The sequence below is a fragment of the Wolbachia endosymbiont of Drosophila aff. chauvacae BK-2020 genome (genome assembly GCF_032848195.1).
Classification (GTDB): Bacteria; Pseudomonadota; Alphaproteobacteria; order Rickettsiales; family Anaplasmataceae; genus Wolbachia; species Wolbachia pipientis.
Map to the genome: position 1 here is coordinate 423,048 of NZ_CP136586.1, position 17,617 is coordinate 440,664.

11 protein-coding genes and 2 pseudogenes are annotated in these 17,617 nt (G+C 34.4%); 6 read left to right on the top strand and 7 right to left on the bottom strand.

Annotation, left to right across the window (positions count from 1 at the left end; all coding sequences use genetic code 11):
* The first annotated feature begins 222 nt into the window (after nt 1–222).
* The 4 genes and pseudogenes from R0F62_RS02220 to R0F62_RS02235 all read left to right on the top strand — a co-directional run bounded on the left by R0F62_RS02220 (nt 223) and on the right by R0F62_RS02235 (nt 6,774).
* The gene (locus R0F62_RS02220) at nt 223–3,444 is read left to right on the top strand and encodes a peptidase M2 (RefSeq protein WP_246484122.1); all 3,222 of its coding nucleotides are present in this window, start codon (nt 223–225) and stop codon (nt 3,442–3,444) included.
* A gap of 27 nt (nt 3,445–3,471) precedes the next feature.
* Nucleotides 3,472–4,304 (top strand): annotated as a pseudogene (locus R0F62_RS02225) (IS5 family transposase).
* Nucleotides 4,305–4,545: 241 nt separating this feature from the next.
* Nucleotides 4,546–4,701 (top strand): hypothetical protein, encoded by a 156-nt coding sequence (locus R0F62_RS02230; protein WP_155975178.1) that lies wholly within the window; start codon nt 4,546–4,548, stop codon nt 4,699–4,701.
* 513 nt (nt 4,702–5,214) lie between these two features.
* The gene (locus tag R0F62_RS02235) at nt 5,215–6,774 is read left to right on the top strand and encodes a collagen-like triple helix repeat-containing protein (protein WP_317051403.1); all 1,560 of its coding nucleotides are present in this window, start codon (nt 5,215–5,217) and stop codon (nt 6,772–6,774) included.
* A gap of 517 nt (nt 6,775–7,291) precedes the next feature.
* Here the strand turns inward: R0F62_RS02235 and R0F62_RS02240 are convergent.
* The 5 genes and pseudogenes from R0F62_RS02240 to R0F62_RS02260 form a co-directional block, all read right to left on the bottom strand.
* Nucleotides 7,292–7,417, bottom strand: coding sequence for a hypothetical protein (locus R0F62_RS02240; protein ID WP_010962996.1), 126 nt, complete (start codon nt 7,415–7,417; stop codon nt 7,292–7,294).
* Nucleotides 7,418–7,853: 436 nt separating this feature from the next.
* Nucleotides 7,854–9,131, bottom strand: coding sequence for a serine hydroxymethyltransferase (glyA, locus tag R0F62_RS02245; RefSeq protein WP_010962995.1), 1,278 nt, complete (start codon nt 9,129–9,131; stop codon nt 7,854–7,856).
* Between the two features lie 40 nt (nt 9,132–9,171).
* Nucleotides 9,172–10,392 carry an MFS transporter gene (locus R0F62_RS02250; protein WP_010081954.1) on the bottom strand — a complete coding sequence of 407 codons (1,221 nt, stop codon included), beginning with the start codon at nt 10,390–10,392 and terminating at the stop codon, nt 9,172–9,174.
* 135 nt (nt 10,393–10,527) lie between these two features.
* A complete protein-coding gene (locus R0F62_RS02255) occupies nt 10,528–11,757 on the bottom strand; it encodes an MFS transporter (protein ID WP_274979237.1) in 1,230 nt (409 codons plus the stop codon).
* A 75-nt stretch (nt 11,758–11,832) separates the two neighbouring features.
* Nucleotides 11,833–13,046: pseudogene (locus tag R0F62_RS02260) on the bottom strand (MFS transporter).
* A gap of 488 nt (nt 13,047–13,534) precedes the next feature.
* Here R0F62_RS02260 and R0F62_RS02265 point away from each other — a divergent pair.
* On the top strand, nt 13,535–14,023 hold the full coding sequence (locus R0F62_RS02265; RefSeq protein ID WP_006280043.1) for a hypothetical protein: 489 nt from the start codon (nt 13,535–13,537) through the stop codon (nt 14,021–14,023).
* A 45-nt stretch (nt 14,024–14,068) separates the two neighbouring features.
* Here R0F62_RS02265 and R0F62_RS02270 read toward each other — a convergent pair whose 3' ends face one another.
* Entirely contained in the window at nt 14,069–15,262 is a 1,194-nt protein-coding gene (locus R0F62_RS02270; protein ID WP_274979238.1) for a pyridoxal phosphate-dependent aminotransferase, read from the bottom strand.
* Nucleotides 15,263–15,330: 68 nt separating this feature from the next.
* Nucleotides 15,331–16,347 carry a uroporphyrinogen decarboxylase gene (gene hemE / locus R0F62_RS02275; protein WP_010082013.1) on the bottom strand — a complete coding sequence of 339 codons (1,017 nt, stop codon included), beginning with the start codon at nt 16,345–16,347 and terminating at the stop codon, nt 15,331–15,333.
* A gap of 402 nt (nt 16,348–16,749) precedes the next feature.
* Here hemE and R0F62_RS02280 point away from each other — a divergent pair, with 402 nt between their 5' ends.
* The gene (locus R0F62_RS02280) at nt 16,750–17,568 is read left to right on the top strand and encodes a transporter associated domain-containing protein (protein ID WP_007549273.1); all 819 of its coding nucleotides are present in this window, start codon (nt 16,750–16,752) and stop codon (nt 17,566–17,568) included.
* Nucleotides 17,569–17,617 lie beyond the last annotated feature (49 nt).

Sequence of the window (17,617 nt, forward strand, 5' to 3'; positions counted from 1 at the left end):
GGAATGAAAGTCAATAAACCACTTTGCTTTTGTCCTTGTCCAATGTGATTCCGGAATATAGCTGTATAGAATTTCAGCCATATTCTAAATTTTACATATTAAGTTAACTGTCTATACTTTATTTATTAAGATATAAATCATATTAATACAAGGATTTACGTTTTTTTTAGGGAAATTACTTTATGCTTGATATTGAAAGATCAGCAAATTAGAGGTAAAATTATGACAATTAGTCAACAAGTAAATAAAAATATAACTAAAGCAGAATATTTCAACAATAACGGCAAAGGGTTTAATTCGCCACATGTTATAGAAGTTGAAGATTTAAATATTAAAGTAGAGGTTTATTCTCACAATTTAAGAGCAAGTAAAGTTGCTAACATTGAAAGTGAGATAAGAGAAACAGCTACTAATTTTAAAAACGCATTCGAGTTAGAACGCGGCAGTTCAGAACAAACATTTAAAATTTACATGTTTGATGACAAGGATGATTACACTCACCTTGGCGGAAGCGAGCGTTTCGGTTCTTACCTTGGAGACGAAGGTGGTAAATGTTACTACAAAGGGAAAGCTGACGTTTTTGCTGAAATGTACGTCTACCAGCAAGGTGGCATTCATAACCTTCAGCATGAATTTGCACATGGTTTAACTTACTTGGCTACAGGAGGCAAATCTTTACCTACAGTATTAATGGAAGGAATTGCAGACTACTTTGAGCATCATTCAGATCATAAATTCAATTCTCAAGGATCAAGTATCGACAAAACTGAAGCTGCAAATTTGGATTTAGATAAAATTTTAAGTTTAGAATACTCAAAGGACAGCGAAGCAAATAGCTTGGTTTATAAAACAGGTCATGCGTTGATAATGTACTTACAGGAAAAAGATCCTAGTTTATTAAGAGACTACCTAGATGCTTTACGTCAAGGTAACTCAGATGAGTCAAAAAGTTTCTTGAAAGACATAAAAGGACACGATACTGACTTCAAAAGTTGGCTTGCTGAGAATGATACAGAAACTGCAATGGAACATCTCAACGCTTTGCAAGTTACAAAAGGAGATTTCATAGCAATTGGTCAAGAAATAGTGGGTGGAGAAATTAAAAACGTATCCTACTATAAAGCAAATATAGAAAAAATGGATGGAGAAAACGTTGGAAGTTTTTCTCCTGTAGAACACGTTGCATTTTATGATGTTGCTCGTGCTATAAATAGGGCAACAAATGATACACTTGATATATCAAAGGAATATCATTTCCTCAAGGTAGTAAAAACTTCCGATGGACAGGATAAACTAACTTACTCTGACCAACAAGGTAATGAGTACCGAAACAGTCTAGAGTATAAAAATCAGGCTTTTAGAATGCTATCAAAGTATGATGAAAATTTAAAGAAAGCTTATGATGATGCATTAAAAAATCTGGATGAGCAGAGGCAAATGGAATATCCCAAGATAAATAAAGAATATAGCGAAGGGAAGATTTCTTACGAAGAGTATTCAGACAAATATTATTCAATTCCCTCCAAATATGAGGAATTAAAAAGTACCTTACTTGATAAAACCATAAACACTGGCTTAGAACAAGTAAAAGCGACTAAGAACATCGACGTAGAAAAGATGTTAGGAGAGATGATCAACATCGATTCAAACTTGATAAGAGGTACAAATCATATTGATCTACAAGAAGGTAAGATTTTTTCTATGCAAGCTCATGGTCAAGGAGATATGGGTGCACTGTCTATATATGACGGAAATACAAAGCTTGGAGAATTATTGAGCGAATCAGGATTTTTTAAGCAAGTTGAAGGCCAAACTAAAGAAACTTTCGTTTTTGAGGATATATTGCACAACTTAAATGTTTCATACGAAGGCGGTGCTTACATGGCAGTTACAAAAGAAAATGGTCATTATAAAGCTTCCCTAATAGATGGCAGAACAGTTGAACGCGATGAATACTTTGATGAAGCGCATTTACATGAAAATGAATTGTTGCATCCTAGCACTGGACACATCCAAAAAGATTTAGATTCTCTGCTTCTTAGAGGTACCAAAATTTTGAATCATCAGGATTCAGAACATGCACAATATTCTGATGAGCAAAAGGCAAATGGAGTAATCGTGGAAAAAGGAAAATTACTGGATAATAAGGGAACAGATAGGACAGACGATGATGTATATGAAGCTGTCGTAAAGCAAGGAGACGAGCGCTTACATGAATTTAAAAATATGGGCTTTTATATTACCGAGAAAGGTGATCTATTTATTCATGACCATGGAGCAAACGTAAGGTTTCAACTACCACAAAGTATTACTCACCTAAAATTAGTGGAAAAAGATGGAGCATATAAGCTTGTTCCGGTGACGAAAGATGGGAATGAACATCCAGTAGGTATGCCAAATATATCAGACGAATATAGATATATAGATCCAATATTTGCACATGAATATGAAAAGAGAGATTATTCCCATAAACATGTAAATGTGGGCCTTATAAACTTAGAGAAATATGGCTCTGGCAAACTTTTTGCTATAAAGTACGACCCAAATGATTATCACATACAAAGAAACTCCAGCGGTGAAATAGTTAGAATAAAAGATCAAACATATTTCACTAAAGTAAAATTGTTTGATGGTGATGAAGAAATTGGAATGTTGTCTAATAACTTTCACAATTTCAAAGGGAAAATATTCTTTTCTGCTGACTACAACTACAGTTATAACGATTTCCTAGCATCTGTTTCTCCTCAAGTTGAAATTGAAGATATGGGAAATGGAAGTAAAAAAATAACTTTTGATCAAGGCAGTGGCGATATCGGTGATACTAATAGAGGCTACACGGACTATCAGAGAATATTTACAAAAGAGAAACAAACCGAAAGTCCAAAAGGGCAAGTAAGTGAAACTAAGACAGAAGTTCATAGTACTACTAATGTTGTTGCACAAGCTGCTGAAGAGAAAACTGCATCAAACGACAATAGTGAAATGCAGTCTGATCAGCCACAAATTCCAACAAGGGCAAAAAGGTCAGCTTCAGTGGAGGAGAAAGAGCAAGAACAGGTAGTATTAAAAGACACAATTCTCAAAATAGAAAAGAGCTACGAGCAGGACTCAGAAGGGAAGCATAAGGCAAATGTAACGATAAATTATAATGATGTGAAAGCCTTGTATGATAGAGCGGAAGGAGCAGAAAAGCAATCTGTGTTAGATTTTTGGAACAAACTGCACACATCAGATTATAAGGTTGGTGCTTTGCCGGAAGACAAATACTATTTTGAAAAAGGCAAATTCGTAATCCACGATAGTGGCACAAAGAAGCTTATAGTGTTACCTGAAGATAAGGTGTCCATCAAGATAATGAAGGATGGTGATAGTTATAGTTTAGCTATATCAAGTGGTAATGGCAAAGTAATAAGAGGTTGTCCGGAAACAAGTAAAAGGCTATAATATCTGAAATTTTAGTACGGGGTAAAGATGAGAAAAAAGTATCCAACAGATCTAAGCGAAAGGGAATGGGCAAGAATAGAAAAACACTTCAGAGTATCATACAAGAAAGGAGGAAGGCCGCCAAAGTATAGCAAAAGAGAAATATTAGAAGCAATTTTCTATGTATTGCGTACAGGGTGTCAATGGCGGTATTTACCAAATGATTTTCCGCTATGGAAGACTGTGTATGAGCAGTTCAGGCAATGGAAGAAGCAGGGAATTTTTGAGAAAATGAATTATGAAATTACAAAATATAGTAGAAGAAAAATAGGAAGGAATGAGCAGCCGAGTGCCTGTATAGTAGATAGTCAATCTGTAAAGACTACAGAAAAGGGGGGATCAAAGGCTATGATGGAAGTAAAAAAGTAAAGGGTAGAAAAAGGCATATAATTACAGACACTCAGGGTTTTATACTAGGTTGTTACGTAGGCGCTGCTAACGAAAATGATAGAGATGGTATGAAAATAGCATTAAACAATATGAGAACAAAATATACTAAAGTTAAAAAAATGTGGGCTGACATGGGATACCAAGGAAGAAATTTAAAGAATCACATAAAGGAAGAATATGACATAGATATTGAAATTGTTAAAAGGCCTCCATGTAGATTTTGGGTGCACAAAGATACGCCACCTGAGCTACTACCAACAAGAGAACAAGGGTTTAAAGTACAGCCAAGAAGATGGGTTGTAGAAAGGACTTTTGCTTGGGTTAATAGGAATAGAAGGCTATCGAAGGAGTATGATTTACTCACAACATCCACTGAGAATTTCATATACCTAGCTATGAGTAGGGTTATGTTAAAGAGGGAATATGCTTGAATTTACTAGTTTCCGGACAACCTCTAAACAGCATTAGTAAAATAGATAATCCAAATTACGAATTGCTGTCAGATTCAAGTCATTTCAATTCAGGGGAGCAAGATAATATTGTATTATCAGATCAACATCACGAATATAATCTTTATCTAGAGAATGGTTTTGTGAAAATGTTCGATTGCGCAAGCGATCACATTTATCACGACCACAACTCGGCCTATATCTAATACATACAAGGAGGGCAGTGCCCTCTTCTTGTCATTCCAGTGTCAAGCACTGCCGTCTTGGATGGAAACCAGCGTCACGCCATGGAATGACAGGGTTTGTCATCCGAGTAGCCCCTTCGGTGTCATCCCAGTGCCCAGACACTGGGATGGCTTTGTTGCATCGCTACTTATGAAAGGCTAACTATAATTAGGATTATAAGCAACCTATTGAAAATCTTGTTTTTTTGCAATCAATCTGATCAAATTTAAGAATAGTAATTTATTATTTATATTAATAAATTTAATTCTATTGAAAATAGCTAAAGCATTGAAATTCTTGAATTTTAGCCGGATTAGTGAGTGGTAGTGAAATTTCTTTTACTCAAATTTAGGTATTCACTGACCGTTCTTGTTATAAATACCAGAATAATAAGCTACTGATATTCTCCACCTTTTTTATCTTTAATCCATCATAGCTAGCGATGCAACAAAGCCCACTGGGATCCAGAAAACTTAACTTTAAATAAGTGGCTGCATAATAAAGGCTGGATTCCAGACTGGAATGACATCATCTGCTACACACTTGAATGACAAGAGAAGAATTCTGAAACAACAAGTTTCAAGGAAATCTTATGTAAAATCTAACATTAACGAAAATTATACTATTTTCATGCATGCTATGGTTTTTGTAATTAATGGAGGGTGATATGGCGTTGAGTGAAAAATTGAGTACAATAGATACAATAGAAACCCTTGCAACTAACAAAAATTTTTTAGGAAAATTGATAGTGGAACTCAATAAAGGTGCTAATGATAAAGGTATATATACTAAAAAAGGTGTGGATGATGAGTTGAGAAAGAAAGCTAATACTGCAGATGTTTACACTAAAAGAAATGTAAATGATGAGTTGGCAAAAAAAGCTGACAAGAATTACGTCGATGCTGAGCTAGGAGAGAAAGCTGGTGCAGCTGATCTAGCCAACAAAGCTAATACTGCAGATGTTTACACTAAAACTGATGCAGACACTGCTTTTGTCAAAGCTACAGAGCTTAAAACAAAAGCTGCAGCGAAAGATGTCGTGGATGCTATAATTGCTTCTACTGATTTTACCGATAAAGTATACACTAAAAATGATGCAGATACTGCGTTTGTTAAAACTGCAGATCTTGCAACAAAAGTTGCAAAAAAAGCTGTTGTGGATGCTTTAATACCAGAATTAGCAAAAGGTGATGATGATAATGGTATCTATACTAAAAAAGGTGTTGATGACACGTTTCTTAAAACTGCAGATCTTGGAACAAAAGTTGCAGAAAAAGCTGTTGTGGATGCTTTAATACCAGAATTAGCAAAAGGTGCTGATGATAATGGTATCTATACCAAAAAAGGTGTTGATGATGCATTTGTTAAAACTTTAGGACTTACAGATACGCTAAAAACAGAAGTAGTAAAACAGCCTGTTGTGGATGCTTTAATACCAGAATTAGCAAAAGGTGATGATGATAATGGTATCTATACTAAAAAAGGTGTTGATGACACGTTTCTTAAAACTGCAGATCTTGGAACAAAAGTTGCAGAAAAAGCTGTTGTGGATGCTTTAATACCAGAATTAGCAAAAGGTGCTGATGATAATGGTATCTATACCAAAAAAGGTGTTGATGATGCATTTGTTAAAACTTTAGGACTTACAGATACGCTAAAAACAGAAGTAGTAAAACAGCCTGTTGTGGATGCTATAACTGCTTCTCCTGATTTTACAAATAAGGTATATATTAAAGCTGCTCCAGCCGATGAAGTTTACGCTAAAACTGCTGCAGAGACTGCTTTTGTTAAAGCTACAGAGCTTAAAACAAAAGCTGCAGCGAAAGATGTCGTGAATGCTATATTTGATGCAAAAGACGGCGACAAATCAATTTTAGTGGATAAATTAGGAGGATTTCTTGATGCTACTGACACAGCGTATGGTGACAAAAATGATCAAACAGCAAAGGTGTTCTTAGGAGGTAAAGGGCTAAAAGGGGAGACAGGAGCCACTGGTCCTAAAGGAGCAGATGGTAAAGATGGAGCTCAAGGCCCACAAGGGGAGACAGGAGCAGATGGTAAAAGTCCAACAGCTGCTGAAATAGCTACTGAGAAAGCCTTACAAGAGCATGCAACAAAGATAAGCATACAAAGTCCAGAATTTAAAAGAGCTGTGCAAGAGGAAATGTCACAACCGTATTTTGAGCCTCCAACAAGTGATGATGCTGCACTTAATTGGACTTGGTAATACAGCTTAGATCCAAGTAGTCACGCTACTTGGATGACGTCATATGGTCCTCTGATGACGGAAAAAGGACTCGGATAACACCCTACAATGTCATTCCAGCGCGTGACGCTGGAATGGCTTTGTTGCATCGCTACTTATGAAAGGCTAACTATAGTTAGAATTATAAGCAACCTATTGAAAATCTTGTTTTTTTGCAATCAATCTGATCAAATTTAAGAATAGTAATTTATTATTTATATTAATAAATTTAATTCTATTGAAAATAGCTAAAGCATTGAAATTCTTGAATTTTAGCCAGATTAGTGAGTGGTAGTGAAATTTCTTTTACTCAAATTTAGGTATTCACTGACCGTTCTTATTATAAATACCAGAATAATAAGCTACTGATATTCTCCATCTTTTTTATCTTTAATCCATCATAGCTAGCGATGCAACAAAGCCCGCTGGAATCCAGCCTTTTCATAATCATTAAAATGTTGTATTTTAACATAAAACGGCTACTTTTATGCTTACTAACTTAATAAAATTCCTGGATCCCAGTGTCTGGGCACTGGGATGACACCCTACTAGCAGAAGTTACTCTCAAATGTTTGTTCATGTTAGCTACAAACATTAAGAAATTTACCAAACGAAAAAAAGGCAAAAGAAGCCCCAGTCATTGTCTATTTTCAGTATTGGCGTTTTTTAAGTCTTAAACACTGCAATTTAGCTGCTTTTAAATGCAACTCATCTTAGTTTAAATGTTTAAGAAATTTACTAAGCAGAAAAAAAGGCAAAAGAAATCCCGTATTAGCTAGTTGTCATTCTCTAATCCTGCAAATTGGCGCGCTATACTGTCTTAAACGCTTTATAAGCGCGTTTCAGCTTATATAGGTAAAAACCCAGAAATGTTGTGAAGACGTAGGGTGCGCATAGTGCAAAAAATTAAAAATAAGACGCCAATTACGTAATACTGTTGTCGTTTAATCTGCACAGATTGAAGATAAATGAATACCTTCAGTTTCATGATAAGAGGGCTGGCGAAGGGTGTCAAGTAAGTTTTTTCGTTTCTACCAGCTACTTGGATGACACCACATAAATTAATAAATAGGAAAATTACTACAAATCCTTTCAACTTTAGCTTTTACTGCTTTTTCGACACTTGAGCTATTTCCGCTGATTAATCCTTGAATTACTTCATTTATTAGACCAGCTATCTCTTTAAAATTTTCTGCCTCAAGTCCGCGTGTTGTCTCAGCAGCGGTGCCAAAACGGAGCCCTGAAGTGATGGTCGGCTTTGCTGTATCAAATGGTACAGAGTTTTTATTACAGGTAATACCGGCTCTCTCAAGGCTATCTACAACGTCTTTTCCAGTTAATTTCTGCGATCTTAAGTCAACTAGCACTATATGAGAGTCAGTGCCACCGGTTATAATGTCAAGTCCATGCTTTTGCAATTCTTGAGCCAGCACTTTCGCATTTTCCACGACTTTCTTGCTATAAGTCTTAAACTCTGGTGCTAATGCTTCTTTAAATGCAACAGCTTTTGCAGCTATCACATGCATAAGTGGCCCGCCCTGCAATCCTGGAAAAACTGCGGATTGAATTTTTTTGTGTAATGCTTCATCATTGGTCATCACTATTCCACCACGAGGACCACGCAAAGTTTTGTGAGTCGTGGAAGTCATAACATGTGCATATTCAGCAGGGGATGGATATTCGCCCGCTGCAATAAGCCCTGCATAGTGAGCAATGTCTGCAAGCAAATAAGCACCAACTTTATCTGCAATCTCGCGAAAGCGTTTGAAGTCCATTTTTCTTGGATAAGCAGAAGCACCAGCTATGATCAATTTCGGTTTATGCTCCAGCGCCAGCTTTTCTATCTCATCCATATTGAGCAGATAAGTGTCTTTATTCACTGTATATTGAATTGACTTAAACCATTTACCAGAAAGGCTTGGTGCCGCACCATGAGTTAGATGCCCACCGCAACTCAGTGATAATCCAAGTATTGTATCGCCTGGAGTAAGCAGTGAAGCAAATACCGCCTGGTTTGCCTGAGAACCAGAATGAGGTTGAACGTTTGCAAATTTAACACCAAACAACTTACAAAGTCTTTCTATAGCCAGACTTTCAATTTTGTCCACATGCTCACAACCACAGTAATATCTTTTACCTGGATAACCTTCTGCGTATTTATTAGTCAGAAAAGAGCCTTGTGCCTCCATTACCGCTTTGCTTGCAAAATTTTCTGATGCAATTAATTGCAATTGTGATTTTTGGCGTTGTAATTCTTTTTCTATAGACTGATAAACCTCGTTATCAAAAGACTTTAAACTATTTTTAGAGCCACAGATTTTTTTTAAAACACTCATCATAGATCAAACCTCGCTTTAATTTTAAGATGCACAAGCAATTTTAAGACTGCTTATCCTGCTTTTTTAACCATAAGAGCCCAAAAACAGCTATCAGCAAACATACAGGAATAATAGATGTTGCTTTTATCAGCAATTCAGCACTATACACAGGATTTCCTTGTATCACTGTCCTATCCCAACACAAATCTATTATTTTTGCGATCCCAGTGTGAAAAAAATAGCCAAAAACCATGACTATCATATTTGACACAGCTGTAGTTAATCCTATTAAGTTATTATTTACATAACTTAATGCTTTGTACAGTGTTACTATTTGATATCCAGAAGCGAAACCTATAACAAGAAGTGCAGGCAATACAATATACAATCCACCAGCCTGTGTAAAAAGTAAAAGGAAACTAGCAATCATTGCAAAGGAACAGACAATAATAACTTCATAATGTCTATTTGGATATTTTTCTAATATGTGAGCAAAAGAGAGCAATCCAGCTGCAAATCCTACATATATAACAGAAGAAATTGAAGACGCTAGATCACCGGCCATTTGATATACCTCACATAAAAAAGCTTTTGTCCAAGCATCAGCAAAACCTTCTAGTGGACCTACCATTAAGCCACCAAAAAAACTAATTAGAATGATATATTTATTGAAAAGCACAGTTTTTAGATCCTTCATGCTAATTTTTTCTTTTCGAAAGTCGTAAGCATTGTAAGGAATAACTAAAAATAAAGATAAAGCGAGTAAGAAACCAAACCCTGAAAGAATATAAATTACGTAATTCCAACCAAACTCATCAAGCAAAAGTTCTATTGGTAGACCACCATATATTGCCCCTAATAGCCCTATAATAACAGATATGCTTGCCATTTTTGCTGATTTTTCTCGCGGAAAATACATACTGGCAACTTTAAATACTCCTATTACTGACGCAGACGAGCCAATCCCAACAATTATTCTACCTAATACTGAATAATACCACTCATCAAAGCACACAAGAGGTAATGTTCCAATAGATACCAAGACAGCACAAATAGGTAAAACAATTTTTGGACCGAATCTATCAAAACAAAGACCAACAGGGATATGAACTAGTGTAAATCCCACATAGTAGAGACCATTAAATTGCCCTAAATCTGCAATGCTTATATTAAATTTTGTTATTAATACAGGCGCAATTATGTTTGGCATGACACGTAACACATACTGGTATGCATAGAAAAGAGATACTATCAACCATACAAAAAAATTACTTTTCGACATACCTACCACCTAATAAAACCCAATTACAATTAAAACAAAAATATCAAAGTAAAATAAAGTATTATATTTCATAATAACAAGAGCCTTAAATTAGTACATCTAACGATTTTATCATACGAGCCTTCGATAAATTATCTACTTATTACAATCAACTTCTCTAAAATCTTTATTTTTTAACCATAAGAGCCCAAAAACAGCCACCAGCAAACATACAGGAATAACTGATGTTGCTTTTATCAGCAATTCAGCACCATACACAGGATTTCCTTGTATTATTGTTCTATCCCAACACAAATCTACTATTTTTGCGATCCCAGTGTGAAAAAAATAGCCAAAAACCATAACTATCATGTTTGACACAGCTGTAGCCAGGCCTACTAAGTTATTATTTACATAACTTATCGCTTTGTAAATGGTAACCACCTGATATCCAGATGCGAAGCCAATAATAAAAAGCGTAGGTAATACAACATACAAGCCACCAATCTGAGTAAAAAGCAAAAGAAAACTAGCGATCATTGCAAATGAGCATGCAATTATTACTTCATAATGCTTATTTTTATATTTTTCCAATAAATAAGCCAAAGAGAATGATCCTGTTAACATTCCTATCAATATTACGGAAGAGAGAGAAGATGCCAAGTCTTCATTCATTTTATATACTTCAAAAAAGAATGCTTTCACCCAACCATCGGCAAAACCTTGCATTGGACCGACCATGAGTCCACCAAAAAAGCTAATTAGAATAATATGCTTGTTGAAAAGTATGTTTTTTAAGTCTCTAATGCTAACTTTTTCCTGTTGAGCATTGCTTTCAGGCGTTACTAAGAACAGCAACAGAGCAAGTAAACACCCAAATGCTGAGAATGTATAGATAACATAATTCCAGCCAAATTTATCGAGTAAGAAGTCTAAAGGTAACCCGCCACATATCCCTCCCAAAATTCCTATAATTATAGATAAGCTGGCCATTCTTGCTGATTTTTCTTGCGCAAAATACATGCTTGCAACTTTAAAGATTCCAATTGCCGAAGCGGATGACCCAATTCCCACAATTATTCTTCCAATTATTGAATAACTCCACTCATCAAAGCATATAAGCGGTAGTGTTCCGGTAAATGTCAAAACGGTACAAGCAGGTAAAACAAACTTTGGTCCAAATCTATCAAGGAAAAGACCAATAGGTATATGAGCTAGCGTATAGCCTACATAGTATAACCCACCAAACTGGCCAACATCTGCAATACTTATGTTAAATTTTGTTATTAATTCAGGCGCAATTATGTTTGGAATTACGCGTAATATATATTGGTATGCATAAAACAGTGACGTCAACAACCAGATTAAAAAATTCCTCTGCAACATGAATCTCAGCTAAAATTTAGGATTATAGATACTTTAGTTATAAAAAACAATACTATATTAATCATCTAAATCTGCTTAGCTCTTTTTACAGCTTATAACTTTAAGTAACCAAAAGCCTATCATTCCTATTAGTAGGCATATAGGTATTATTAACATAGACTTAACCATTACATCAGTTCCATAAAATGGCTTTCCATCGATAATTTCACCGTTCCAATAAAAATTCATTATATTTGCAATAATGACGTGAAAAAAATAACCAAAACTCATAACTATGGAATTACCTACAGATCCTGCACTTGCTACTGCTTCGTTTTTTACACAACTTACAACTTTAGCAGTAAAAACAATTTGGTATGCAGAAGCAAGACCAATAATGAATAGTAATATACATGCCAGGAGTTCACTAATATTGCATATAAAAAGTAATAAGAACACAATTATCATGGCCATAGCACAAGAAATTATTATTTCATAGTGCTTGGTTGGATTTTTTGCTAATATGTAAGGAAGTAATAAATGCCCAAAGCCAAAGCCTATTAGTATCCATTTTGAAATGCTATATGCAATGTGTCTATCTATAGCGTAATCTCATGCAAGAATGTTGCGGACCACGCATCTGCAAAGCCTTCTAATGGTCCAACCATAAAACCGCCAAACAAACCTATCAATAAAATATCTTTATTAAATATAACTTTGCTTAAATTTTTAATATTTAATTCTTCGTCTGAGGTGCCAACTTTAGGTATAGATATAAAGGTAGTTAAAGCAAGCAATAATCCAAGCATTATACACACAGTAAATAAATAATCCCACCCAAACTTATCAAGTAAGACATGTAATGGTTTGGTGGCAAATACACCACCTGAAATGCCAATAATAACCGATATGCTGAACATCATGGCAAATTTTTCTCTATGGTAATAGATTCTTATTATTTTAAAGAGTCCAAGTACTGAAGCAGAGGATCCAATACCAGTAATTATTCTTCCAATAATAGAATAACTCCAATCATTAGAACTGACTAAAGGTAAAGCACCTAAAGATGTTAATGCAATACAAATCGGTATAACAACTTTAGAACCAAATCTATCTAAAAGAATACCTACAGGAATATGTGCTAACACATAACCTACATAATACAGTCCACAAAATTGTCCTATTTCTGTTGTTCCTATATTAAAACTTACTACCAATTCAGGAATTATAATATTTGGAATTACGCGTAATATATATTGGTATGCATAAAACAGTGACGCCAACAACCAGATTAAAAAATTCCTCTGCAATACTTTACCCCAAAGCTGGCATTATAGATACTCTGTTTATAGAAAACAATATTTTTATGAATACTTATTTTAATTTACCGGAATTTTATACAGTTGAACTCATAGCCAACATAAGTAGTTTATGCATTAACTAAATTTTCCAGGTTCAAGTTTGGATGATGGAAAAAGTTCACTTTTTCTATTTTTAAAAGAGACCTTTTATTTTACTTATAATTTTTTCTACCATATCTACAACTGGCTCATGAATAAGGTATATGAAAAAAATTACACCACAAATGATAAGTATATTTATGATTTTACCCTTATTCATCTTTATCTTGAGCTTCACTTTTGTTACAAGATCCATTTTATTTATGTTTTTATTTCATGCTGACAATTATATCTTAAATACCATAATTTTCAGTAAAATTTGACTTCAGAAGTATTCTATTAATTCAATATTAACCTTTTTATGTGTAAAATAGTTAATATAATATTAAAGCAGGCTGATGAATATAAGCACGATAGATAATACGCTGCAAAATTACATAACAAAATACATTGAACAAACATTCGCTACACACGTGCTAGGCAATAGATACGACAAATTGTATAGGAAACTTCTAAGTGGTATAGAAGAGATAATAAAGCTTGCTGTAAATGAAGCAAAACACTACGATGAAAATTTAGAAGATCTATATAACGATTCAAGATTTAATAAGAAATTTATTCAAGCTGTTGCTAAACATCAGGTGTCGGAATTTTTAAATACTTATCCGAAAAGAAAAGAAATTGTTGCAGAATTTTACAATGAACATCACATTAACGAAAGTGATTTAAAGACTCTGGAAAAGGGGAAAGATTTAGTAAATAAAATAAATAACATTAACTTACTGCAACAAAATGAAAAAAATGAGGAATTCAATATTAGAAAGACACTTGCTCAATCAATAAAAATGCCTTCCATAGAAAAACACAAGTTAGAACATTCAAAATAACCTTGGCGAAGTATGGCAAAATATACAACTTATGGATAGTCTATTTCATTTTAACTCCTGGCACGCTTTAGTAATACTATCACATCCAATTTCTAATTGTTCCTGAGAGGTTGCATAAGAAATTCTGATAAAATTTTCTAGACCAAATGCAATTCCTGGAACCACAGCAACCAAATGATCTCCCAGTAAGTATTCAGTAAAATCTAAATCATTATTTATTATCTTACCACTTTTTGTGCTTTTACTGAGCAATCCTTCACATGAGACAAATAAATAAAATGCACCTTGTGGAACAGACGCTGATAATCCCGGGGCAGAATTTAGCTCTTTCACCATAAAATCTCTACGACTCTTAAAAATCGTTGTTCTTTCTTTCAAAAAACTATGATCACCGTTTAATGCTGCTGCTGCTGCTGCTTGTGCTATCGAATTTGGATTAGAAGTGCTTTGAGACTGCAGCGTAGAGATAGCTTTTACCACATCACTTCTACCTGCAATATACCCTATTCTCCAGCCTGTCATTGCATAGGCTTTTGATACTCCATTGACTACAAAAACTCTATCATAAAGCTTCGGCTCAACCTGAGCGATAGTAAAAAACTTTTCGTCGTATATTATATGCTCATAAATATCATCTGTAACGACATTCATATGTGGATATTCAAGCAATATTTGTGCTATGTCTTTCAATTCATCACATGTGTACACAGCTCCTGCAGGGTTGTTCGGTGAGTTAAGAATTAACCATTTAGTTTTTTTAGTTATCCTGCTTTTCAATAATTCCGCTGTCAGTTTAAAATTTTGTTTGCATTCTACTACAACTGGCAAGCCGCCAAAAAGACTTACCATATCAACATATGAAACCCAATAAGGAGCTGGAATAATAACTTCATCTCCAGAGTTAATTGTTGCCATGAACAAATTGAATAACACCTGCTTAGCACCTGTACCAACACAGATTTGGTTAAGCGTGTACTCGAGGTTATTATCCTTTCTTAACTTATTAATTATTGCTTCTTTCAGCTCACGCGTTCCATCAACAGCAGTATATTTAGTCTTACCTTCACTTATTGCTTGAATAGCTGCTTTTTTTATATGATCTGGAGTATCAAAATCCGGTTCTCCTGCGGCTAAAACACAGATCTTTTTTCCTTCATTTTTCAACTTATTTGCCTTATCAGTTACAGCAATCGTAGGGGATGGTTTTATTAGGGACATTCTTTTTGCAAGGTCTGACATATCTTACTGAAGCTAAATTCAAATGATAAACCCCGTACAACAAAAAAGCTAGAATTTTGTGTATTGTATTAGTAGCTTTTTACCAGGTTTACCAATGCAGCAATATTTTCAACTGGAGTATCAGGGAGTACTCCATGTCCGAGATTAAATATGAAGGGTAAATCTCTAAAGCAATCTATTATACGTTTTGCTTCTTTGATTGCTTCCGTTTTATTATAGGCTAAAAGATTAGGATCAAGGTTTCCTTGTAGAGGGATGTTTAGATTCGCTTTCGCCCATTTTATTGGAACATTATAATCTATACTTACTGCAGATACACCTGTTTGTTCGCAGTAATCTTTATAAAGATTTCCAGCAGACCTTGGAAAACCTATTATTGGAAAATCAGAAAATCTATCCTTTATTGCCAAGATAATTCTCTTTGTTGGTTCGATAACATATTCTTTAAACAATGGTTCCGATAACGCACCAGCATTACTGTCAAATAGCTGAATAACATCTGCTCCAAATTCTATCTGTTTAATTAGATAAATAATCGTTACTTCCGTTATTCGTTCAATTATTTCCTTCAAACACGAAGGATAAAAATTTAATACTTTGGAAAAAGTTTTGCTGCTCCTACCTTCTATGATGTATGAGGCTACTGTCCATGGTCCACCAGCAAATCCTATGAGAGATTTTTCTTTTGGTAATTGGCTTCTGACTTTTTTTATAGCGTTTAGAATTGGTAAGGTTTTAGTTTCAATTTCTTGTGGACCCTTCAATTCCTTAGGACTTTCCACGGGTTTTATTATTGGACCTACACCGCGTACGAAATTCACGTCACAACCCAAAACATCAGCTATTATTAAAATGTCTGAAAAAATTATCGCCGCATCCATGTCAAATCTTGTCACCGGCTGTAACGTCAATTCTGTCACTAAATCTGTGTTGTAGCATATCTCCATAAAATTATTCATATTTTCTACTGCTTTGCGGTACTCAGGAAGAGACCTGCCAGCCTGACGCATTAGCCAGATAGGCACTCTTCCACCCGGCTCATTTCTCTTAATAATTTTCGCTATTGTTGTTTTGCCGCTTTCCAATCTATTCTATTTATTCTTTTGTATATTAAAGTATAGTAACAATAATAGTTCTATCAATAACTTGTTACTAACTTAAAATTCAGTAAAAATTGGCGTTGTTCAACTTGTGGATAAATATGTGAGTAACTTTCGTATATTATTGATTTTCTGTTATGATTTATGTGTATAAGCAAGGTGTTTAGAGTGTTAGTAATTTTCTTTTATGGAAAATACTTTACCATCATGCATTGTTACACAACTATGTATATGTTGTTGAAAAAGTTGTTGATCAATTGTTGGTATTTTATATCAACAAATAATTCACAAATTAATTTGACATTATTCACATGCTTATTAAACATTTAATAACAGTTTTCTTGATAAATCTAATCTGAAAACGTTTTTGCCATTACAGGGAATAAATTGAGTAAAAAAAGAACCTTAGTAGAAAAAATAGCATATAGAATTTTTCTCTTCCTTTTCAAAAAAGCTTCTGTGTTGAAAAAGTGTGCGACTGAGGCATTAATGAAAGATCTGCCAGACCTTAATATATTTAATGGTCTATTAAAATTCCGCGATTGTGGTATAATGGATATAATGACTCCACGTACAGAGATATGCGCAGTAGACATTGAGTCAAGCGAGCGTGAAATCATAAAGAAGATAAAAAACACTTGCCACACTAAAATACCAATTTATAAAAATAACTTTGATAACGTAATAGGCTTTTTTTATGTAAAAGATGTTATTTTTAATAGGGATAAAAATTTTAATCTGAAACATATTATACAAAGCGTAATATTTGTTCCACCCTCGATGAAGACAACTAATCTTTTTGTTAGGATGAACTCTTCTAAATCATGCTTAGCTATCGTATTGGATGAATATGGTGGAACTGATGGTTTAATTTCAATGACTGATCTTATAGAGGAACTAATACCAAACATTGATAGTGAAAACGAAATAAATTCAGAATATACCATTACTGAATTGTCTCAAAATAAGTTTGAAGTATCAGCAAGGGCTCTTATAAAAGATATAGAAGAGGATCTAAAAATAGAATTACGTGACCCTGAAGAAGACTATGTTACACTTGGTGGTTTGATTCTTTCGATTGCTGGTAAAGTGCCTTCTGTAGATGAAGTCATTAAATATAAAAATGGTATGAAGTTTATCATCAAAGATGCAAATGAGCGCTACATTAATAAAATAGTACTAGACTTAAGTGATTACAAAAATTAGATTTGGTACCCCTTGTCGGGGAATGCCTTGACACGAAGAAAAAGTTGTA

Bases quoted from the DNA above. Each gene is read 5' to 3' on its own strand.
- R0F62_RS02220 (WP_246484122.1), top strand. From the start codon at position 223: ATGACAATTAGTCAACAAGTAAATAAAAATATAACTAAAGCAGAATAT.
- R0F62_RS02235 (WP_317051403.1), top strand. From the start codon at position 5,215: ATGGCGTTGAGTGAAAAATTGAGTACAATAGATACAATAGAAACCCTT.
- glyA (WP_010962995.1), bottom strand. From the start codon at position 9,131: ATGATGAGTGTTTTAAAAAAAATCTGTGGCTCTAAAAATAGTTTAAAG.
- R0F62_RS02250 (WP_010081954.1), bottom strand. From the start codon at position 10,392: ATGTCGAAAAGTAATTTTTTTGTATGGTTGATAGTATCTCTTTTCTAT.
- R0F62_RS02255 (WP_274979237.1), bottom strand. From the start codon at position 11,757: ATGTTGCAGAGGAATTTTTTAATCTGGTTGTTGACGTCACTGTTTTAT.
- R0F62_RS02265 (WP_006280043.1), top strand. From the start codon at position 13,535: ATGAATATAAGCACGATAGATAATACGCTGCAAAATTACATAACAAAA.
- R0F62_RS02270 (WP_274979238.1), bottom strand. From the start codon at position 15,262: ATGTCAGACCTTGCAAAAAGAATGTCCCTAATAAAACCATCCCCTACG.